At 46.2% G+C, this 15,676-nt stretch carries 30 protein-coding genes; all 30 read right to left on the bottom strand.

The features are described from left to right. Positions 1-30 precede the first annotated feature (30 nt). A complete protein-coding gene (locus LIZ87_RS12870; protein ID WP_178316157.1) occupies positions 31-567 on the bottom strand; it encodes a bL17 family ribosomal protein in 537 nt (178 codons plus the stop codon). A gap of 140 nt (positions 568-707) precedes the next feature. After that, positions 708-1,670, bottom strand: a complete 963-nt coding sequence (locus LIZ87_RS12865; RefSeq protein WP_178316156.1) for a DNA-directed RNA polymerase subunit alpha — start codon at positions 1,668-1,670, stop codon at positions 708-710. 101 nt (positions 1,671-1,771) lie between these two features. Beyond that, positions 1,772-2,365 (bottom strand): 30S ribosomal protein S4, encoded by a 594-nt coding sequence (gene rpsD / locus LIZ87_RS12860; protein WP_178316155.1) that lies wholly within the window; start codon positions 2,363-2,365, stop codon positions 1,772-1,774. Between the two features lie 26 nt (positions 2,366-2,391). Further along, entirely contained in the window at positions 2,392-2,796 is a 405-nt protein-coding gene (gene rpsK / locus LIZ87_RS12855; RefSeq protein ID WP_227147602.1) for a 30S ribosomal protein S11, read from the bottom strand. A 238-nt stretch (positions 2,797-3,034) separates the two neighbouring features. Beyond that, positions 3,035-3,403 (bottom strand): 30S ribosomal protein S13, encoded by a 369-nt coding sequence (gene rpsM / locus LIZ87_RS12850; RefSeq protein WP_178314169.1) that lies wholly within the window; start codon positions 3,401-3,403, stop codon positions 3,035-3,037. A gap of 26 nt (positions 3,404-3,429) precedes the next feature. Next, on the bottom strand, positions 3,430-3,543 hold the full coding sequence (gene rpmJ, locus LIZ87_RS12845) for a 50S ribosomal protein L36 (RefSeq protein WP_003497809.1): 114 nt from the start codon (positions 3,541-3,543) through the stop codon (positions 3,430-3,432). A gap of 173 nt (positions 3,544-3,716) precedes the next feature. Beyond that, the gene (gene infA, locus LIZ87_RS12840; RefSeq protein WP_002604680.1) at positions 3,717-3,935 is read right to left on the bottom strand and encodes a translation initiation factor IF-1; all 219 of its coding nucleotides are present in this window, start codon (positions 3,933-3,935) and stop codon (positions 3,717-3,719) included. A 48-nt stretch (positions 3,936-3,983) separates the two neighbouring features. Next, positions 3,984-4,259: a KOW domain-containing RNA-binding protein gene (locus tag LIZ87_RS12835; RefSeq protein WP_178314167.1), complete on the bottom strand. Its 276-nt coding sequence runs from the start codon at positions 4,257-4,259 to the stop codon at positions 3,984-3,986. Positions 4,260-4,274: 15 nt separating this feature from the next. Next, on the bottom strand, positions 4,275-5,021 hold the full coding sequence (gene map, locus LIZ87_RS12830; protein ID WP_178314165.1) for a type I methionyl aminopeptidase: 747 nt from the start codon (positions 5,019-5,021) through the stop codon (positions 4,275-4,277). A 3-nt stretch (positions 5,022-5,024) separates the two neighbouring features. Then, positions 5,025-5,669 carry an adenylate kinase gene (locus tag LIZ87_RS12825; protein WP_178314163.1) on the bottom strand — a complete coding sequence of 215 codons (645 nt, stop codon included), beginning with the start codon at positions 5,667-5,669 and terminating at the stop codon, positions 5,025-5,027. Between the two features lie 117 nt (positions 5,670-5,786). Beyond that, positions 5,787-7,103: a preprotein translocase subunit SecY gene (gene secY / locus LIZ87_RS12820; protein ID WP_178314161.1), complete on the bottom strand. Its 1,317-nt coding sequence runs from the start codon at positions 7,101-7,103 to the stop codon at positions 5,787-5,789. Continuing rightward, on the bottom strand, positions 7,103-7,543 hold the full coding sequence (gene rplO / locus LIZ87_RS12815) for a 50S ribosomal protein L15 (protein WP_227147600.1): 441 nt from the start codon (positions 7,541-7,543) through the stop codon (positions 7,103-7,105). The genes secY and rplO overlap by 1 nt, the downstream gene beginning before the upstream one ends. 25 nt (positions 7,544-7,568) lie before the next feature. Continuing rightward, the gene (gene rpmD, locus LIZ87_RS12810; protein WP_227147598.1) at positions 7,569-7,751 is read right to left on the bottom strand and encodes a 50S ribosomal protein L30; all 183 of its coding nucleotides are present in this window, start codon (positions 7,749-7,751) and stop codon (positions 7,569-7,571) included. Between the two features lie 15 nt (positions 7,752-7,766). Further along, positions 7,767-8,276, bottom strand: coding sequence for a 30S ribosomal protein S5 (rpsE, locus tag LIZ87_RS12805; RefSeq protein WP_227147595.1), 510 nt, complete (start codon positions 8,274-8,276; stop codon positions 7,767-7,769). Between the two features lie 17 nt (positions 8,277-8,293). Further along, positions 8,294-8,662, bottom strand: coding sequence for a 50S ribosomal protein L18 (gene rplR, locus LIZ87_RS12800; RefSeq protein WP_227147593.1), 369 nt, complete (start codon positions 8,660-8,662; stop codon positions 8,294-8,296). A 17-nt stretch (positions 8,663-8,679) separates the two neighbouring features. After that, positions 8,680-9,222 carry a 50S ribosomal protein L6 gene (rplF, locus tag LIZ87_RS12795; RefSeq protein WP_227147591.1) on the bottom strand — a complete coding sequence of 181 codons (543 nt, stop codon included), beginning with the start codon at positions 9,220-9,222 and terminating at the stop codon, positions 8,680-8,682. Positions 9,223-9,383: 161 nt separating this feature from the next. Continuing rightward, entirely contained in the window at positions 9,384-9,785 is a 402-nt protein-coding gene (rpsH, locus tag LIZ87_RS12790) for a 30S ribosomal protein S8 (RefSeq protein WP_227147588.1), read from the bottom strand. A 128-nt stretch (positions 9,786-9,913) separates the two neighbouring features. Further along, complete coding sequence (locus LIZ87_RS12785) at positions 9,914-10,099, bottom strand: type Z 30S ribosomal protein S14 (RefSeq protein ID WP_002566501.1); 186 nt, start codon at positions 10,097-10,099, stop codon at positions 9,914-9,916. A gap of 16 nt (positions 10,100-10,115) precedes the next feature. Continuing rightward, positions 10,116-10,655: a 50S ribosomal protein L5 gene (gene rplE, locus LIZ87_RS12780; protein WP_177280164.1), complete on the bottom strand. Its 540-nt coding sequence runs from the start codon at positions 10,653-10,655 to the stop codon at positions 10,116-10,118. Positions 10,656-10,677: 22 nt separating this feature from the next. Further along, the gene (gene rplX / locus LIZ87_RS12775; protein WP_227147586.1) at positions 10,678-10,983 is read right to left on the bottom strand and encodes a 50S ribosomal protein L24; all 306 of its coding nucleotides are present in this window, start codon (positions 10,981-10,983) and stop codon (positions 10,678-10,680) included. A gap of 13 nt (positions 10,984-10,996) precedes the next feature. Further along, complete coding sequence (gene rplN / locus LIZ87_RS12770; protein WP_227147583.1) at positions 10,997-11,365, bottom strand: 50S ribosomal protein L14; 369 nt, start codon at positions 11,363-11,365, stop codon at positions 10,997-10,999. Positions 11,366-11,393: 28 nt separating this feature from the next. Next, complete coding sequence (gene rpsQ / locus LIZ87_RS12765) at positions 11,394-11,648, bottom strand: 30S ribosomal protein S17 (RefSeq protein WP_319638583.1); 255 nt, start codon at positions 11,646-11,648, stop codon at positions 11,394-11,396. Positions 11,649-11,665: 17 nt separating this feature from the next. Then, entirely contained in the window at positions 11,666-11,869 is a 204-nt protein-coding gene (gene rpmC, locus LIZ87_RS12760) for a 50S ribosomal protein L29 (RefSeq protein ID WP_178321166.1), read from the bottom strand. After that, the gene (gene rplP / locus LIZ87_RS12755) at positions 11,856-12,296 is read right to left on the bottom strand and encodes a 50S ribosomal protein L16 (RefSeq protein ID WP_227147577.1); all 441 of its coding nucleotides are present in this window, start codon (positions 12,294-12,296) and stop codon (positions 11,856-11,858) included. Before rplP ends, rpmC begins: the two co-directional genes overlap by 14 nt. Further along, positions 12,296-12,952 carry a 30S ribosomal protein S3 gene (rpsC, locus tag LIZ87_RS12750; protein ID WP_227147574.1) on the bottom strand — a complete coding sequence of 219 codons (657 nt, stop codon included), beginning with the start codon at positions 12,950-12,952 and terminating at the stop codon, positions 12,296-12,298. Before rpsC ends, rplP begins: the two co-directional genes overlap by 1 nt. 9 nt (positions 12,953-12,961) lie before the next feature. Next, entirely contained in the window at positions 12,962-13,348 is a 387-nt protein-coding gene (gene rplV, locus LIZ87_RS12745; protein ID WP_227147571.1) for a 50S ribosomal protein L22, read from the bottom strand. A 30-nt stretch (positions 13,349-13,378) separates the two neighbouring features. Continuing rightward, positions 13,379-13,663 carry a 30S ribosomal protein S19 gene (gene rpsS, locus LIZ87_RS12740; RefSeq protein ID WP_008726428.1) on the bottom strand — a complete coding sequence of 95 codons (285 nt, stop codon included), beginning with the start codon at positions 13,661-13,663 and terminating at the stop codon, positions 13,379-13,381. 20 nt (positions 13,664-13,683) lie between these two features. Continuing rightward, positions 13,684-14,529, bottom strand: a complete 846-nt coding sequence (gene rplB, locus LIZ87_RS12735; protein WP_227147568.1) for a 50S ribosomal protein L2 — start codon at positions 14,527-14,529, stop codon at positions 13,684-13,686. 206 nt (positions 14,530-14,735) lie between these two features. Beyond that, positions 14,736-15,035, bottom strand: coding sequence for a 50S ribosomal protein L23 (rplW, locus tag LIZ87_RS12730; RefSeq protein ID WP_227147565.1), 300 nt, complete (start codon positions 15,033-15,035; stop codon positions 14,736-14,738). Continuing rightward, positions 15,035-15,655, bottom strand: a complete 621-nt coding sequence (rplD, locus tag LIZ87_RS12725; RefSeq protein ID WP_227147563.1) for a 50S ribosomal protein L4 — start codon at positions 15,653-15,655, stop codon at positions 15,035-15,037. Before rplD ends, rplW begins: the two co-directional genes overlap by 1 nt. Between the last annotated feature and the right edge of the window lie 21 nt (positions 15,656-15,676).

The following is a 15,676-nucleotide window of genomic DNA, read 5'->3' as shown; positions in this document are numbered from 1 at the left end:
TCCGCAGCCGCCTGCATAACTATATTCGGATTAGATTAACTCAATCAGAACTTCCATTGCAGCATCGCCCTTACGGGGACCGATCTTAACGATTCTGGTGTAGCCGCCGTTGCGGTTTGCGTACTTAGGAGCAACCTCGTCAAACAGCTTTGCAACCAGATCTACAGACTTTGTGTTCTTCTTTCTGCCAGCTGCAGCAGTCGGAACCTCGGTAACTCCGTAGAGAACCTTTAACATCTGTCTTCTAGCGTGAAGTCTGGAAGGCATATCCTTCTTGATCTCCTTCTCTACCTCATCGTAAACAGTAACCTTCTTGCCGTTTACAACTTCCTTTACGCGCTTGCCGTCCTTGTCCTTGCGGGCAACCTTAGCAGTAACCTTAACAGTCTCGTAGTTATCCTTTTCCTTCACAGCCATAGCAATGATGCCCTCAGCTACCTTACGGATCTCTTTTGCTCTGGTCTCAGTGGTTTTGATGTGGCCATGGTATAACAGTGCTGTTACCTGGCTTCTGATCATAGCCTTTCTCTGGTCGGAAGTTCTTCCTAATTTTCTGTATCCTGCCATTTTCTAATTCCTCCATATCTGTGGAACACCGCAGCTCATGCATCATTGGTCTTACTGGCCCGGCATTTTCTCCCACTCCTTCATTGGCGCCCATAGCCATGCATCATTGGTCTTACTGGCTGTGGGATATATCTATGCGATTAAGCTTCGTCGCTGGGGTTCAGCTGTAAGCCTAATTCCTTTAACTTAGCCAGCACTTCCTCTAAGGACTTGCGGCCCAGGTTACGAACCTTCATCATATCCTCAGAAGTTCTGTTGCACAGCTCTTCTACGGTATTGATACCGGCTCTCTTTAAGCAGTTGTAAGAACGAACAGACAGCTCCAGCTCGTCAATGTTCATCTCAAGCACTTTTTCCTTCTCGTTGTCTTCCTTCTCTACCATGATCTCTGCAGTCTTGGCATTCTCGGAAAGATCAATAAACAGGTTCAGATGCTCGCTCAATACCTTTGCAGCCAGGCTCACTGCTTCATCCGGAGCCAGGGTGCCGTTGGTATAGATCTCCAGGGTCAGCTTGTCATAGTCTGTCTGCTGTCCAACACGTGTATTGGCAACTGCCATGTTCACGCGCTCTACCGGAGTATAGATGGAATCAACTGCAATTACGCCGATGGGAAGATCGTCGTTCTTGTTCTTGTCAGCGCTGATATAACCGCGGCCTTTGGTGATCGTAAGCTCCATATAGAACTTGCTGTCTGCGCCGCCGCTCAAGGTAGCGATCACCTGCTCCGGGTTCATGATCTCGATATCGGAATCAGCCTGGATATCAGCAGCTGTGATCACGCCTTCGCCTTCAAATTCAATGTATGCAACTTTGGGCTCATCGGTATCGCTGTTGTTCTTGATTGCTAAACTTTTGATGTTCATAATGATCTCAGTTACATCTTCCTTTACGCCTGGAATCGAACTGAACTCATGCAAAACGCCATCGATTTTTACCTGACTCACTGCGGCTCCGGGTAAGGAAGAAAGCATGATTCTTCTTAAGGAATTGCCCAGTGTAGTACCGTAACCTCTCTCAAGTGGTTCAACTACAAACTTGCCGTATCTCTTGTCTTCTGAAATCTCTGCAATTTCAATGTTTGGTTTTTCAAAATCGAACACTATAGCCCCTCCTTTTTGGGTTCTGTCAAATCTTGAGGGATGAAAGTACGCCTGTCCTAATCAAGAACAGGCATACCTTACAAAATTCATAAGCCAGCGGATTATTTGGAGTACAACTCAACGATAAGCATTTCGTTTACTGGAACATCAATCTCGTCTCTGGTTGGCAGCTCTTTTACAGTGCCGCGCAGGTTCTCCTGGTCAGCCTCCAGCCATGCTGGGATCATACGGCCTCCGGTTACTTCCAGGATATCTTTGTATCTCTGAGCAGATTTATACTTCTCTTTGATCTCAACTACGTCTCCAGCCTTTACCTGGTAGGATGGAATGTTGACCGGCTTGCCGTTTACAAGAACGTGCTTGTGGTCAACGATCTGTCTGGTCTCCTTACGTGTACGGCCAAAGCCCATGCGGAACAGTACATTGTCCAGTCTGCACTCAAGCAGGATCATCAGGTTGGTACCAACCATACCATTCATCTTGGATGCCTTTGCATAGTAGTTACGGAAAGGCTTCTCTAATACGCCATAGATGAATTTCGCTTTCTGCTTTTCTCTCAGCTGCATGCCGTATTCGCTTAACTTCTTGTTTGCTCTTTTAGATTCTCTGTTGGACTTTTTATCAATTCCTAAATAGATCGGATCCAGTCCGAGGGATCTGCATCTTTTAAGAACAGGAACTCTATCTACTGCCACTTTTATTACCTCCTAATAAAAATAAATCAGACTCTTCTACGCTTTGGTGGACGGCATCCGTTGTGAGGAACTGGTGTTACGTCCTTGATGCTTGTTACTTCCAGACCGCATGCCTGAAGGGCACGGATAGCGGCCTCACGTCCTGAACCAGGACCCTTAACCATAACGTCTACGGATTTTAAGCCATGTACAAGAGCTGCTTTTGTAGCAGTTTCTGCTGCCATCTGAGCTGCATAAGGAGTAGATTTCCTTGAACCTCTAAATCCCAGACCACCGGCACTTGCCCATGATAATGCGTTTCCCTGTGCATCCGTTAATGTAACGATTGTGTTGTTAAAGGATGACTGGATATGTGCCTGTCCGCGTTCAACGTTTTTCTTTACACGCTTTTTTGTCACTTTTTTTGCTGCAGTGGACACTTTTTTAGCCATTTTAAACTAACCTACTTTCTCATTGATTATGAATTCGTTCTTCCTGTTTTTAAAACATACAAATCCGAATTCGGTTACGTTGTTGCTTTGATTAATGAAGTTCTTTTCCCTGCCGGTCAAAGAACAGCTTTCACACCTGCAATGATGATACATCCTCGCGCTGCTCGGAGTATCCGCTTTCACACTAGGCCCGAAAAAATCTCGCCAAGTGTTCAATGCGTCACTAAGTGTTCAATGCTTACTTTTTCTTATTAGCTACAGTCTTTCTCGGACCCTTGCAGGTTCTGGCGTTGGTCTTTGTCTTCTGTCCGCGAACCGGCAGGCTCTTTCTGTGACGGATTCCTCTGTAGCATCCGATTTCCTGAAGTCTCTTGATGTTCATAGCGATCTCTCTGCGCAGATCACCTTCAACAACCTGAGTGTCAGCAATGATGGTAGCCAGCTTCTTTACCTCATCATCGGTTAAATCCTTAACGCGAGTGTCTGGGTTTACGCCAGCTTCTGCCAAGATGCGGTTGGAGCTTGCTCTACCAATTCCGTAGATGTAAGTAAGACCGATCTCAACACGTTTTTCTCTTGGTAAGTCAACACCTGAAATACGAGCCATGTGTGTAGTACACCTCCTAATTTTAATTAACCTTGTCTCTGTTTATGCTTTGGATTTTCGCAAATTACTCTGATACTGCCTTTTCTCTTTATGATCTTGCACTTTTCGCAGATCGGCTTTACGGATGATCTAACCTTCACAGTAATTCTCCTTTCTATAGACCAACAAAGTTGCTAAAGCATTATACCAAAATTTTTCAACAAATGCAAGCACTTTTTTTGTCTATTTTTGTATTTTGAAGTTCTTCTCCCTACTGATCCTGAGTACGGGAAACCCGAACTCCGCCTGGGGCTGCGTTTGGGTAGCGCTTCGCTTATTTATCTCTCCAGATGATCCTTCCCTTGGACAGATCATAGGGTGATAACTCAATTGTAACCTTATCTCCCGGCAGGATGCGGATGTAGTTCATACGGAGCTTTCCGCTGATATGTGCCAGAACCTGATGGCCGTTCTCCAACTCTACCTGGAACATGGCGTTTGGTAATTTTTCTACTACGGTTCCCTCAATTTCAATAACGTCTGCTTTGGACATTCTCGTTTTCCCTCCTACTGCTGCATTGGGCACTTAGCGCCTGTATTTTCAGCGCTGAAGTTTTCTGTTTTGGATGCGGATGAAATGAATGATCTCTTCATTTCCCACCGCTTCGCCCTGTGTGAGCTTCTTCCTTATGGTTTCATCGTGTTCATCTATAAGCTGTAAGTGTTTTTTGTTCTTGCGTTTCTGCTTTTCCAGGGGATGCTTTCTGCCGTCTGACAGAAAAGCATATTCCCCCCGGACGCTGATTATGATATACAGTTCATCTTTGTCGTGACCTGCAAGACTTCTTACCAGGCCGGCTTCCCTAAACTCTACCATACGTCCCACCTTACGCTACAGCGACAAAATCTCAGGTTCCCCATCCGTGATCAGGATGGTGTTTTCATAATGAGATGCCAGTGAGCCGTCCTCTGTTACTACGGTCCAGCCGTCATCCATCCATGCCACATCATAGCGTCCTGCAGTAATCATGGGCTCGATCGCCAGGGTCATCCCGGCTGCAAGGCGGATGCCTTTGCGGTGCTGCGAAAAATTCGGTATCTCAGGATCCTCATGCATATTGGTTCCGATTCCATGGCCTACCAGGTCGCGGACCACGCCGTAGCCAAAGCTCTCTGCATAAGCCTGGATGGCTTTGGAAATATCATTGAGATGATTGCCTGCTTTTGCGTACTTTATACCCTCAAAAAAGCTCTGCTGTGTTACCTCCACCAGCTTTCTGGCTTCCGGGCTTACCTCGCCGATCATATGAGTGCGGGCTGCATCTGACTGATAGCCCTTCCATATAACGCCTGTATCCAAGCTGACGATATCCCCCTCCTGCAGATAACGGTGCTTATTCGGGATCCCATGGACCACCTCGTCATTGATAGATACGCACACGGAAGCAGGATATCCTTCATAATTTAAAAAGGAAGGAATGCAGCCATGACTGCGGATCATATCCTCGCAGATGCGGTCGATCTCTTTTGTAGACATTCCCGGCTTCAGGATCTTTCCCAGTTCCTCATGGACCTTAGCAAGGATCCTGCCGGCTTCTCTCATTAATTCAATTTCCCGTTCGGATTTAATTGTTACCATTCTCTATGCTCCTAAAATTTTAACGATATCCTGGAAAACCTCTTCCATATCCTTTGTCCCGTCTACCTCAGCCAGCACTCCTGCCTTCTGGTAGTAGTCGATCAGAGGCTGTGTCTGCTCGTGATATACGCTCAGACGCTTTTTCACGGTCTCAGGCTTATCATCATCCCTCAGTACCAGCTGCTGGCCACAGGTGTCGCATACACCCTCCGCCTTTGGCGCATTGTAAACAATATGGTAGGTAGCACCGCAGGACAGGCATGCACGGCGGCCGGACATACGGTTTATGATGTTGTCATCAGGTACATCCACATTTACGGCATAATCGATCGCTTCTCCCATCTCTGCCAGAGCCTTTGTCAGGCTCTCTGCCTGTGGGATCGTGCGTGGGAATCCATCCAGTACATAACCATTTTCACAATCAGCCTCATGGATGCGGTCAAGCAGCATGCCGATGGTGATCTCATCCGGAACCAGGCCGCCTGCATCCATAAAGGATTTGGCCTTCATACCCAGCTCTGTGCCATTTTTAATGTTTGCGCGGAAAATATCTCCGGTGGAAATATGAGGTATCTGATACTTTGCTGCAATTTTTTTAGCCTGAGTGCCTTTGCCGGCGCCCGGTGCACCTAACATGATAATCTTCATGAAACCAGCTCTCCTCTCAATCATGACTCTTTATGTATCGTCAGTGGTTCTCCTATAACGCAAGCAATCCGCCCTTGTGGAATACCACAAAGGCAGATTGACTGAAAAACTTTGATGTTAATCGTTCAAAAATCCCTTATAATAACGCACAAGCATCTGAGATTCTACTGCTTTGATTGTCTCAAGCACAACGCCCACGATAATGATCAGGGAGGTTCCGGAGAATGAAATATGCCCCACATCCAGAAGACCGGATGCAAGGATCGGAACAACTGCAATCACGATCAGGCCAACTGCGCCGATAAAAACAATATAGTTTAAAATCTTATTTAAATAGTCGCTGGTAGGCTTACCAGGACGAATACCCGGGATGAAGCCGCCCTGCTTCTTCATGTTGTTTGCAACCTCTAACGGATTAAAGGTAATGGATGTATAGAAGTATGCAAACACGATCAGCAGTGCAATGTAGATCACCAGGCCGATTGAATATACAGGCTGCTCTGGTCTGCACCAGGAGCTTGAGTTAAGCATCATCAGAATCTTGCCGCCGATGGAATTATAGTCCACAGTAAAGAACTGTGCGATCACCACCGGGAAGGACATGATGGAAGACGCAAAGATAACGGGCATAACGCCTGCCGTATTAATCTTTAACGGAATGCTGGAAGCCTGTCCTCCAACCATCTTACGGCCAACCATCTTCTTTGAATACTGTACAGGAATCCTTCTTTCCGCATCGTTTAAAACGATTACGAATACTACCATAGCCAGGATGACCAGGGCAATCAGAACAAAGGCAATTGCCATTGCAGCAACAGACTGTCCGAAGATGAAGCGGTAATAAAGGCTTCTCACGTCATTCGGAACGCTGGACAGAATGTTAAACAGAAGCACGATGGAGATACCGTTTCCTACACCCTTCTCTGTGATCTGCTCACCAATCCACATAAGCAGTGCGCTTCCTGTTGTCATGGTAACAACAGCTACAATGATGTTCCACACGTTATAGTCAAGGAGAAGTCCCTGACGGCCAAAACCAATGGCCATGGCGCTGGACTCAAGGAGTGCCAGGGCAACGGTGGTGTATCGGGTGTATTCCTGAATCTTCTTTCTTCCGTCCTCACCATCCTTCTGCAGCTCTTCCAGTTTTGGAATCGCAATCGTCAGCAGCTGGATGATAATGGAGGATGTGATGTAAGGCGTAATGCTCAGAGCAAAGATGGACATGGATGAAAAGGATCCACCTGTCATTGCATTAAAGAAGCCAAACACATCGGTTGTCTGCTTTTCAAACCACTCAGCGAAGAATGTGGTCTTGATTCCCGGAATCGGCAGCTGGCAGCCAAAACGGATGACTACCAGCATCATAAAGGTATAGAGGATCTTACTGCGAAGCTCTTTTACCTTAAATGCATTCCTGATCGATTTAAACATTAGATCACCTCGCAGGTTCCACCTAAAGCTTCGATTTTAGATTTTGCACCTTCACTGAATGCATTAACCTTAACGGTCAGCTTTTTGGTTAATTCTCCATTTCCAAGGATCTTTACACCATCTCTTGGATTCTTAACGATTCCAGCCTCGATCAATGTCTCAACTGTAACAACTGCATCGTTATCGAATCTTTCCAGTGCGCTTACGTTAATACCAACAATGGTCTTAGAGTTCATATTGGTGAAACCACGCTTTGGCAGACGTCTGTATAAAGGCATCTGTCCGCCTTCAAAACCAGGTCTCGGAGCTCCGGAACGAGCCTTCTGGCCCTTATGTCCCTTGCCGGCTGTCTTGCCGTTACCTGAACCATGGCCGCGGCCTCTTCTAAAATTATCGCTATGCTTTGAACCTGCAGCAGGCTGTAAATTTGACAATTCCATGACTGCACCTCCTTACTTTATCTGATTAGATTTCTTCCACTTTTACTAAATGTCTTACGCTCTGAATCATGCCTCTGACAGCGCCATTATCTGGCATCTCAACTGTCTTGTGCATCTTGGAGAGTCCGAGAGCCTCAACAGTTGCTTTCTGCTTTGGAACAGCACCGATAGGGGACTTGACCAGTGTGATCTTTAATTTCTCTGCCATGTCTTTCTCCTCCTATTAGCCCACGATTTCTTCAACAGATTTACCGCGAAGTCTTGCATACTCCTCTGGTGTCTTTAAGGAAGTAAGACCTGCAAGTGTTGCCAGAACTACGTTTGTCTTGTTGTTGGAACCTAAAGATTTTGTACGGATGTTCTTGATTCCTGCCATCTCCAGTACGGAACGTGCCGGACCGCCAGCGATAACACCAGTACCTTCAGGAGCTCTCTTTAACAGAACAGCTGCGCTTCCGAACTTACCGATAAAATCATGTGGGATGCTCTTATTCTCATCAACCGGAATCTCTACCAGATTCTTGATTGCTGCTTCTTTTCCTTTGCGGATTGCTTCCGGAACCTCGCCGGCCTTTCCTAAACCTGCGCCAACGTGGCCGTTGCCGTCACCTACTACTACCAGAGCGGAAAATCTCATGGTACGTCCACCTTTAACAGTCTTGGATACTCTCTTGATAGCCACTACCTTGTCATTCAGCTCCATCTGACTGGCATCAATAATTGTACGCTTCATGCTTGTTCTCCTCTCTATTAGAATTCCAGACCAGCTTCTCTAGCTGCATCTGCTAATGCCTGAATCTTGCCCTGATATATAAAGCCGCCTCTATCGAAGACTACTTCCTTGATGCCTTTTTCAAGGGCTCTCTTTGCAATAACTGTACCTACATATGCTGCAGCTGCCTTGTCGTTTGTCTTCTCCAGTTCAGCCTTAACCTCTTTCTCAACTGTGGAAGCAGCAACTAATGTGTTACCAACCGTATCGTCGATAATTTGAGCATACATATGATTATTACTTCTAAACACTGCCAGACGCGGTCTCTCTGCTGTACCAGAAAAACGGTTACGAATTCTGTTGTGCTTCTTTACGCGAATTTCGCTTCTTGACTGCTTGTTAACCATTTTTACACTCTCCTTAATTATTTCTTACCAGTCTTACCAACCTTACGTCTGATAACCTCGTCAGCATACTTGATACCTTTGCCCTTATACGGCTCAGGTCTTCTCTTGTCTCTGATTTCAGCAGCGTACTGGCCAACTTTTTCTTTACTGATACCTTTTACGATGATCTTGTTCTGTCCGTCGCAAACAGTCTCGATGCCCTCAGGATCTTCCATCTCTACCGGATGGGAGTAGCCCAGGTTCAGGGTCAGCTTCTTGCCCTGCTTTGCAGCCCTGTAACCAACACCGTTTACTTCCAGAACCTTCTCATAACCCTGAGTAACACCATGGATCATGTTGTTGATCAGAGTTCTTGTCAGACCATGTAAGGACTTCATCCTCTTTAAATCGTTTGGTCTTGTTACGATAATATGGCCATCCTTCTCTTCGATGGTCAGCTCTGCTGAGAGTTCTCTCTCTAATGTTCCCTTTGGACCTTTTACAGTCACTTTGTTTCCTTCTGCGATTGTAACAGTTACACCTGCCGGGATCGCAACTGGCATTCTACCGATACGTGACATGCCTTTAACCTCCTACTTAGATTCTCGGAGAAGACTTCTGCGTCCTCTCTGTTTTCAGTTGCATTGAGCACTTAGCTCCTGTATTTTAGGAGCTTACGCGCAAAAGCACTTCGCGATACTCAGCGAGGTCTTTTCGAGCTTAGTATCGCCGAAGTATCCTTTTACCAAACAAATGCTAATACTTCTCCGCCAACGCCCAGCTTACGTGCTTCCTTATCGGTGATCACGCCCTGATTGGTGGAAATGATTGCGGTGCCAAGGCCGCCCAGTACCTTCGGAAGCTCTTCCTTGTTTGCGTATACACGCAGACCAGGCTTAGAAATTCTCTTAATACCGGAGATAATCTTCTCGTTCTTGTCCTTGCCGTACTTTAAGGTGATTCTGATGGTGCTGAAGCCACCGTCCTCAACGATATCGTACTTTGCAATATAACCCTCGTCTAACAGGATGTTGGCGATAGCCAGTTTCATCTTAGATGAAGGTACATCTACTGTATCATGCTTTGCAGTGTTTGCATTACGGATTCTTGTAAGCATATCTGCAATGGGATCGCTCATTGTCATTTTAAATTGCCTCCTTCTATATAAATTTTTCTCTCTGTTCGCTCAACTAGGCTCGTGAGAAACCTCGCCAAGGTTCGCGAACGGCTTTCGCACTAGGTTCGTGAAAAACCTCACCAAGTGCCGGGTGCCTACCAGCTTGCCTTCTTGACGCCCGGAATCTGACCCTTATAAGCCAATTCACGGAAGCAAATTCTGCAGATACCGTACTTTCTTAAATAAGCATGTGGACGGCCACAGATTCTGCAGCGGTTATACTCTCTGGTAGAGAATTTAGCAGGACGCTGCTGTTTAATCTTCATTGAAGTCTTAGCCATGAAAGTTTCCTCCTAACTATTTTGCAAAGGGCATGTTGAATAATGTCAAAAGTTCACGAGCTTCCTCGTCCGTCTTAGCGGTGGTAACGAAGATGATGTCCATACCTCTTACCTTGTCAACTTTATCGTACTCAATCTCAGGGAAGATCAGCTGCTCTTTGATACCAAGTGCATAGTTTCCTCTGCCATCAAATGCGTTAGGATTGACGCCTCTAAAGTCACGTACACGTGGCAGTGCCAGGTTTACCAGACGGTCTAAGAACTCATACATTCTCTCGCCGCGCAGTGTTACCTTACAGCCGATTGCCATACCTTCACGGATCTTGAAGTTTGCAACAGACTTCTTAGCCTTTGTGGTAACTGCCTTCTGACCGGAGATGATTTCCAGATCTCTTACAGCAGAATCCAGAACCTTGGCATTTTCCTTTGCTTCGCCTACGCCCATGTTGATAACGATCTTGTCAAGCTTCGGCACCTGCATTACGTTTTTATATCCAAATTTCTTCATCAGAGCGTCTACCATCTCGTTCTGATACTGTTCTTTTAATCTAGCCAACGTTTATTCCTCCTCTCCTGAATTAATCGATCACCTTGCCGGTCTTCTTTGCTACGCGGACCTTCTTGCCGTCCTTCACCTCGAAGCCAACTCTGGTTGCCTTGCCGTCTACTACCAGCATTACATTGGAGATATCAATAGGAGCTTCCTGGTTAATGATGCCACCCTGTGGGTTGCCAGGAGTCTGCTTTGTATGCTTTGTGATCATATTGCAGCCCTGAACCAGAACCTTGTTCTTCTTTGTGTCAACAGAGATTACCTTACCCTGCTTATCTTTATCTTTACCTGCGATTACAACTACTAAATCGTCTTTTTTGATTTTATGCACAGTGGACACCCCCTTATAATACTTCTGGAGCTAAGGAGACAATCTTCATGAACTGTTTGTCTCTTAATTCTCTTGCTACCGGTCCAAAGATACGAGTTCCTCTTGGAGTCTTGTCATCCTTAATAATTACTGCTGCGTTCTCATCAAACTTGATGTAGGAACCATCTTTACGGCGCACGCCCTTAACGGAACGTACTACTACAGCCTTCACAACATCGCCCTTCTTTACAACACCACCTGGTGTTGCATCTTTAACGGAAGCAACGATGACATCGCCGATATTTGCATATCTTCTGGTTGAACCACCTAATACGCGGATGCAGAGAAGTTCTTTTGCACCGGTATTGTCGGCAACCTTAAGTCTTGTTTCCTGCTGAACCATACCTGTTACTCCTTCCTGTTAGTTTCGCTTATCTTGCTTTCTCGATAATCTCAACAAGTCTCCATCTCTTATCCTTGGACAGTGGTCTTGTTTCCATTACTTTTACTGTATCACCGATGCCACACTCATTCTTCTCGTCATGAGCTTTTAACTTAACGGTTTTCTTAACGATCTTACCGATCATTGGGTGTTTGATGTGATCCTCGATAGCTACAACAATGGTCTTATCCATCTTGTTGCTGATCACTTTACCGGTACGGGTTTTTCTTAAATTTCTTTCCACGGTAAGTTCTCCTTTCATTAAGCATTAGCCTTCTCAGTGATAACAGTCTGGATCCTGGCAATATTCTTACGAACTTCCTTAATTCTGGAGGTGTTATCTAACTGATTGGTCGCATTCTGGAATCTTAAATTGAACAGTTCCTTCTTCGCAGCTACTAACTCATTATTCAGCTCGGATGCTGATTTCGCCTTTAATTCTTCTACAAATTTATTCGTTTTCACTGTTATCACCGCCTTCTAAATCTGCTTTAGAAACAATCTTACACTTGCAGGGCAGCTTGTGCATTGCAAGACGAAGTGCTTCTCTGGCTGTTTCCTCTGGTACACCAGCGATCTCAAATAATACGCGGCCTGGCTTTACAACTGCTACCCAGTACTCCAGAGCGCCCTTACCGGAACCCATACGGGTTTCTGCTGGCTTTGCTGTTACAGGCTTATCGGGGAAGATCTTGATCCAAACCTTACCGCCACGCTTGATGTAACGTGTCATGGCAACACGGGCTGCCTCGATCTGGTTTGACTTGATCCAGCACGGCTCGGTAGATACCAGACCGTACTCACCATTTGAAATTGTATTTCCTCTCAGCGCCTTGCCGGCCATGGAACCACGGAACTGTTTGCGGCGCTTTACTCTCTTAGGCATTAACATTATTTATCGCTCCCTTCCTTGTTTCCTTTAGTAGGAAGTACCTCGCCTTTGTAGATCCACACCTTAACGCCCAGCTTGCCGTAGGTGGTATCTGCCTCAGCGAAACCATAGTCAATATCTGCTCTTAATGTCTGAAGCGGGATAGTACCCTCGCTGTAGAACTCTGTACGTGCAATATCAGCACCGCCCAGACGGCCTCCAACAGCGGTCTTGATACCCTTAACGCCAGCCTTCATGGTTCTGCCCATGGTGGACTTCATAGCGCGGCGGAAGGAAACGCGGTTCTCCAGCTGCTGTGCAATGGACTCTGCAACCAGCTGAGCATCTCTGTCAGGACGCTTGATCTCCTTGATATCTACGAAGAGCTTCTTGGAGGTCAGCTTCTGAACCTCTGCTTTTAACTTCTCGATCTCAGCGCCGCCCTTGCCGATCACAACGCCTGGCTTAGCAGTGTAGATGATAACCTTTACTCTGTCAGATGCGCGCTCGATCTCGATCTTGGAAACGCCGGCACTGTATAATCTCTTTTTCAGGAACTTTCTGATATTGTAATCTTCAACCAGGCAGTCTGCAAAATCAGCTTCTGCATACCATCTGGAATCCCAGTCTTTAATAACACCGACTCTTAAGCCGTGTGGATTAACTTTCTGTCCCATATTTGCCTCCTATCTTTCATTCAGAACAACAGTGATGTGGCTCATTCTCTTCTCGATCCTGTAAGCACGTCCCTGGGCTCTCGGTCTAACTCTCTTCATAGTTGGTCCCTGGTTTGCGTAGCACTCCTCTACGTAAAGCTTAGCGGGATCCATGTTGTTATTGTTCTCAGCGTTTGCTGCTGCTGATTCCAGTAACTTCTTGATTAAGCTGGAAGCATATCTTGGGTTATAGGTTACAATACCTAATGCTGTCTGTAAATCTTTGCCTCTGATGGCATCTAATACGAAGCAAGCCTTCTGGACAGATACTCTAGCGTAAGACAGTGTTGCGCTTGGCCTTGTGTCCTTCTGGGCATTTCTCTCTCTCTTGATTTGGGATCTATGTCCTTTTGCCATTGCTAAAACCTCCTTTCAATTTGCCGTGGATTACTTTCTAACGCCGGACTTCTTCTCGTCTTTACCGTGGCCTCTGTAGGTTCTGGTTGCTACGAACTCACCCAGCTTGTGTCCTACCATATCTTCGGTAACGTATACCGGAACGTGTTTTCTACCGTCATGAACTGCGATTGTATGACCAACAAACTGTGGGAAGATTGTAGAACGGCGGGACCAGGTCTTGATTACCTGCTTCTGTCCTGCTGCATTCATAGCGTCTACTTTCTTTAACAGATGTGCATCTGCAAATGGTCCTTTTTTCAGTGAACGAGCCATGTGTTCTTAACCTCCTTTAATTATTTGATGGTTTTGCCATCACGTCTTCTTACGATCAACTTGTTAGACTGCTTGTTTTTCTTTCTGGTCTTCAGACCCAGAGCTGGCTTGCCCCATGGAGTAGAAGGACCTGGACGGCCGATACCGCACTTTCCTTCACCACCACCGTGTGGATGGTCGTTGGGGTTCATTACAGAACCGCGTACTGTTGGGCGGATACCCATGTGACGCTTTCTACCAGCCTTACCAATGTTGATCAGGGAGTGTTCGCCATTGCCAACAACACCGATGGTTGCGCGGCAGATGATCGGAACCATTCTCATTTCACCGGAAGGTAAACGTAAGGTTGCATATTTGCCCTCTTTCGCCATAAGCTGAGCAGAGTTACCAGCAGAACGAACCAGCTGGCCGCCCTTACCAGGATATAACTCAATGTTGTGTACCTGAGTACCAACTGGAACGTGGAACAGCGGCATGCAGTTACCGATCTTAGCCTCTGCATTGTCACCGCTCATAACCTTCATTCCATCGGTTAAGCCCTGAGGAGCGAGGATATAGGATTTTGTACCGTCTGCATAGCAGATCAGTGCAATATTTGCGGATCTGTTTGGATCGTACTCGATACCGATAACGGTTGCCGGGATACCATCCTTGCTGTTTCTCTTGAAATCAACGATTCTATATTTTCTTCTGCTGCCGCCGCCTCTGTGACGAACAGTGATCTTACCCTGATTGTTACGACCTGCATTCTTATCAAGAGATACTACCAAAGACTTCTCTGGAGTTGTCTTGGTGATTTCCTTGAAATCAGAGCCGGTCATATGTCTTCTGGAAGGTGTATAAGCAGTATACTTCTTAATTCCCATGACATTTTACTCCTTTTCTTTTTCTTCTCACGGTATGCTCTGCGTGATACCGTATAAGTTCTCCGGCCGGAATGGTTTCCGGCGGGTTGTATTTGTTATGCAGGTTTTATCCTGCCACAACACGTCCGCTCAACTAAGCTCGAAAAGACCTCGCCAAGTTTCGGGACGGGCGTTCGCACTAAGCTCGAAAAGACCTTGCTAAATGCTCACAGCCCCTGGAAGATCTCGATCTCTTTGCTGTCCTCAGTCAGCTTTACGATCGCTTTCTTGGAAGCAGCTGTCTTGCCGAAGGTCATTCCTCTTCTCTTGGTCTTGCCTTCGCAGTTCATGGTGTTCACAGACTCAACCTTGGTGCCCGGGAACATCTTCTCAACAGCCTCTTTGATCATAGACTTGTTAGCGTCTACGTGTACCATGAAAGTATACTTCCTGTCACCCATAGCATTCATGCTCTTCTCGGTGATAACTGGTTTTAAAATGACGTCATAGTATCTGATATCTGCCATTATGCGTACACCTCCTCAATGGATGCAACAGCTGCCTTTGTAGCAACAACTGTATTGTACTTCAGAATGTCGTATACGTTGATGGTTCCTACCATAGCAGTCTTGATGTCTGCAATGTTCCTTGCGGAAAGAACGGTGTTCTGATCGTTATCAGCCAGAACAACCAGAGCCTTCTCAACCTTCAGGTTGTTCATTACATTCTTGAAGTTCTTTGTCTTGATCTCTTCAAACTTCAGCTCATCAACTACGATGAACTTATTCTCCTGAACACGGCTTGTGAGTGCAGACTTGAGAGCAGCCCTCTTCTCCTTCTTGTTCAGTGTGATCGTGTAATCTCTTGGTGTGGGAGCGAATACTACGCCGCCGCCCTTCCACTGGGGAGCTCTGGTTGAACCCTGTCTTGCATGACCGGTTCCCTTCTGTCTCCAGGGCTTTCTGCCGCCGCCGGAAACCTCAGAACGTGTCTTTGCTTTCTGTGTTCCCTGACGCTTATTAGCAAGCTGTGCAACAACTGCAAGATGTACCAGGTGCTCGTTTACTTCTACACCGAACACGGCATCGTTCAGTTCTAATGTGCCAACTTCTTTACCTTCCATATTGTAAACAGATACGTTTGCCATCTGTGTGTTCCTCCTTTCCTA

It is taken from the genome of Lacrimispora sp. 210928-DFI.3.58, assembly GCF_020554865.1.
Lineage (GTDB): Bacteria > Bacillota > Clostridia > Lachnospirales > Lachnospiraceae > Enterocloster.
Note: the sequence above shows the minus strand (reverse complement) of the source record. Positions and strands in the feature narration are given on the sequence as shown.

What these genes read in the sequence shown, in the direction of transcription:
- infA (WP_002604680.1), bottom strand. Translation starts at nt 3,935, where the DNA reads ATGTCCAAAGCAGACGTTATTGAAATTGAGGGAACCGTAGTAGAAAAA.
- rplW (WP_227147565.1), bottom strand. Translation starts at nt 15,035, where the DNA reads ATGGCAGATATCAGATACTATGACGTCATTTTAAAACCAGTTATCACC.
- LIZ87_RS12785 (WP_002566501.1), bottom strand. Translation starts at nt 10,099, where the DNA reads ATGGCTAAGACTTCAATGAAGATTAAACAGCAGCGTCCTGCTAAATTC.
- rpsM (WP_178314169.1), bottom strand. Translation starts at nt 3,403, where the DNA reads ATGGCTCGTATTTCAGGTGTTGACTTACCAAGAGAAAAACGTGTTGAG.
- rpsK (WP_227147602.1), bottom strand. Translation starts at nt 2,796, where the DNA reads ATGGCTAAAAAAGTGTCCACTGCAGCAAAAAAAGTGACAAAAAAGCGT.
- rpsS (WP_008726428.1), bottom strand. Translation starts at nt 13,663, where the DNA reads ATGGCTCGTTCACTGAAAAAAGGACCATTTGCAGATGCACATCTGTTA.
- rpsC (WP_227147574.1), bottom strand. Translation starts at nt 12,952, where the DNA reads ATGGGACAGAAAGTTAATCCACACGGCTTAAGAGTCGGTGTTATTAAA.
- rplV (WP_227147571.1), bottom strand. Translation starts at nt 13,348, where the DNA reads ATGGCAAAAGGACATAGATCCCAAATCAAGAGAGAGAGAAATGCCCAG.
- rplP (WP_227147577.1), bottom strand. Translation starts at nt 12,296, where the DNA reads ATGTTAATGCCTAAGAGAGTAAAGCGCCGCAAACAGTTCCGTGGTTCC.
- rplB (WP_227147568.1), bottom strand. Translation starts at nt 14,529, where the DNA reads ATGGGAATTAAGAAGTATACTGCTTATACACCTTCCAGAAGACATATG.
- rplN (WP_227147583.1), bottom strand. Translation starts at nt 11,365, where the DNA reads ATGGTTCAGCAGGAAACAAGACTTAAGGTTGCCGACAATACCGGTGCA.
- map (WP_178314165.1), bottom strand. Translation starts at nt 5,021, where the DNA reads ATGGTAACAATTAAATCCGAACGGGAAATTGAATTAATGAGAGAAGCC.
- LIZ87_RS12825 (WP_178314163.1), bottom strand. Translation starts at nt 5,669, where the DNA reads ATGAAGATTATCATGTTAGGTGCACCGGGCGCCGGCAAAGGCACTCAG.
- rplR (WP_227147593.1), bottom strand. Translation starts at nt 8,662, where the DNA reads ATGGTTAACAAGCAGTCAAGAAGCGAAATTCGCGTAAAGAAGCACAAC.
- LIZ87_RS12870 (WP_178316157.1), bottom strand. Translation starts at nt 567, where the DNA reads ATGGCAGGATACAGAAAATTAGGAAGAACTTCCGACCAGAGAAAGGCT.
- rplF (WP_227147591.1), bottom strand. Translation starts at nt 9,222, where the DNA reads ATGTCACGTATCGGTAGAATGCCAGTTGCGATCCCGGCAGGTGTAACT.
- rpsH (WP_227147588.1), bottom strand. Translation starts at nt 9,785, where the DNA reads ATGACAATGAGCGATCCCATTGCAGATATGCTTACAAGAATCCGTAAT.
- rplD (WP_227147563.1), bottom strand. Translation starts at nt 15,655, where the DNA reads ATGGCAAACGTATCTGTTTACAATATGGAAGGTAAAGAAGTTGGCACA.
- secY (WP_178314161.1), bottom strand. Translation starts at nt 7,103, where the DNA reads ATGTTTAAATCGATCAGGAATGCATTTAAGGTAAAAGAGCTTCGCAGT.
- rplO (WP_227147600.1), bottom strand. Translation starts at nt 7,543, where the DNA reads ATGGAATTGTCAAATTTACAGCCTGCTGCAGGTTCAAAGCATAGCGAT.
- rpmD (WP_227147598.1), bottom strand. Translation starts at nt 7,751, where the DNA reads ATGGCAGAGAAATTAAAGATCACACTGGTCAAGTCCCCTATCGGTGCT.
- rpsE (WP_227147595.1), bottom strand. Translation starts at nt 8,276, where the DNA reads ATGAAGCGTACAATTATTGATGCCAGTCAGATGGAGCTGAATGACAAG.
- LIZ87_RS12835 (WP_178314167.1), bottom strand. Translation starts at nt 4,259, where the DNA reads ATGGTAGAGTTTAGGGAAGCCGGCCTGGTAAGAAGTCTTGCAGGTCAC.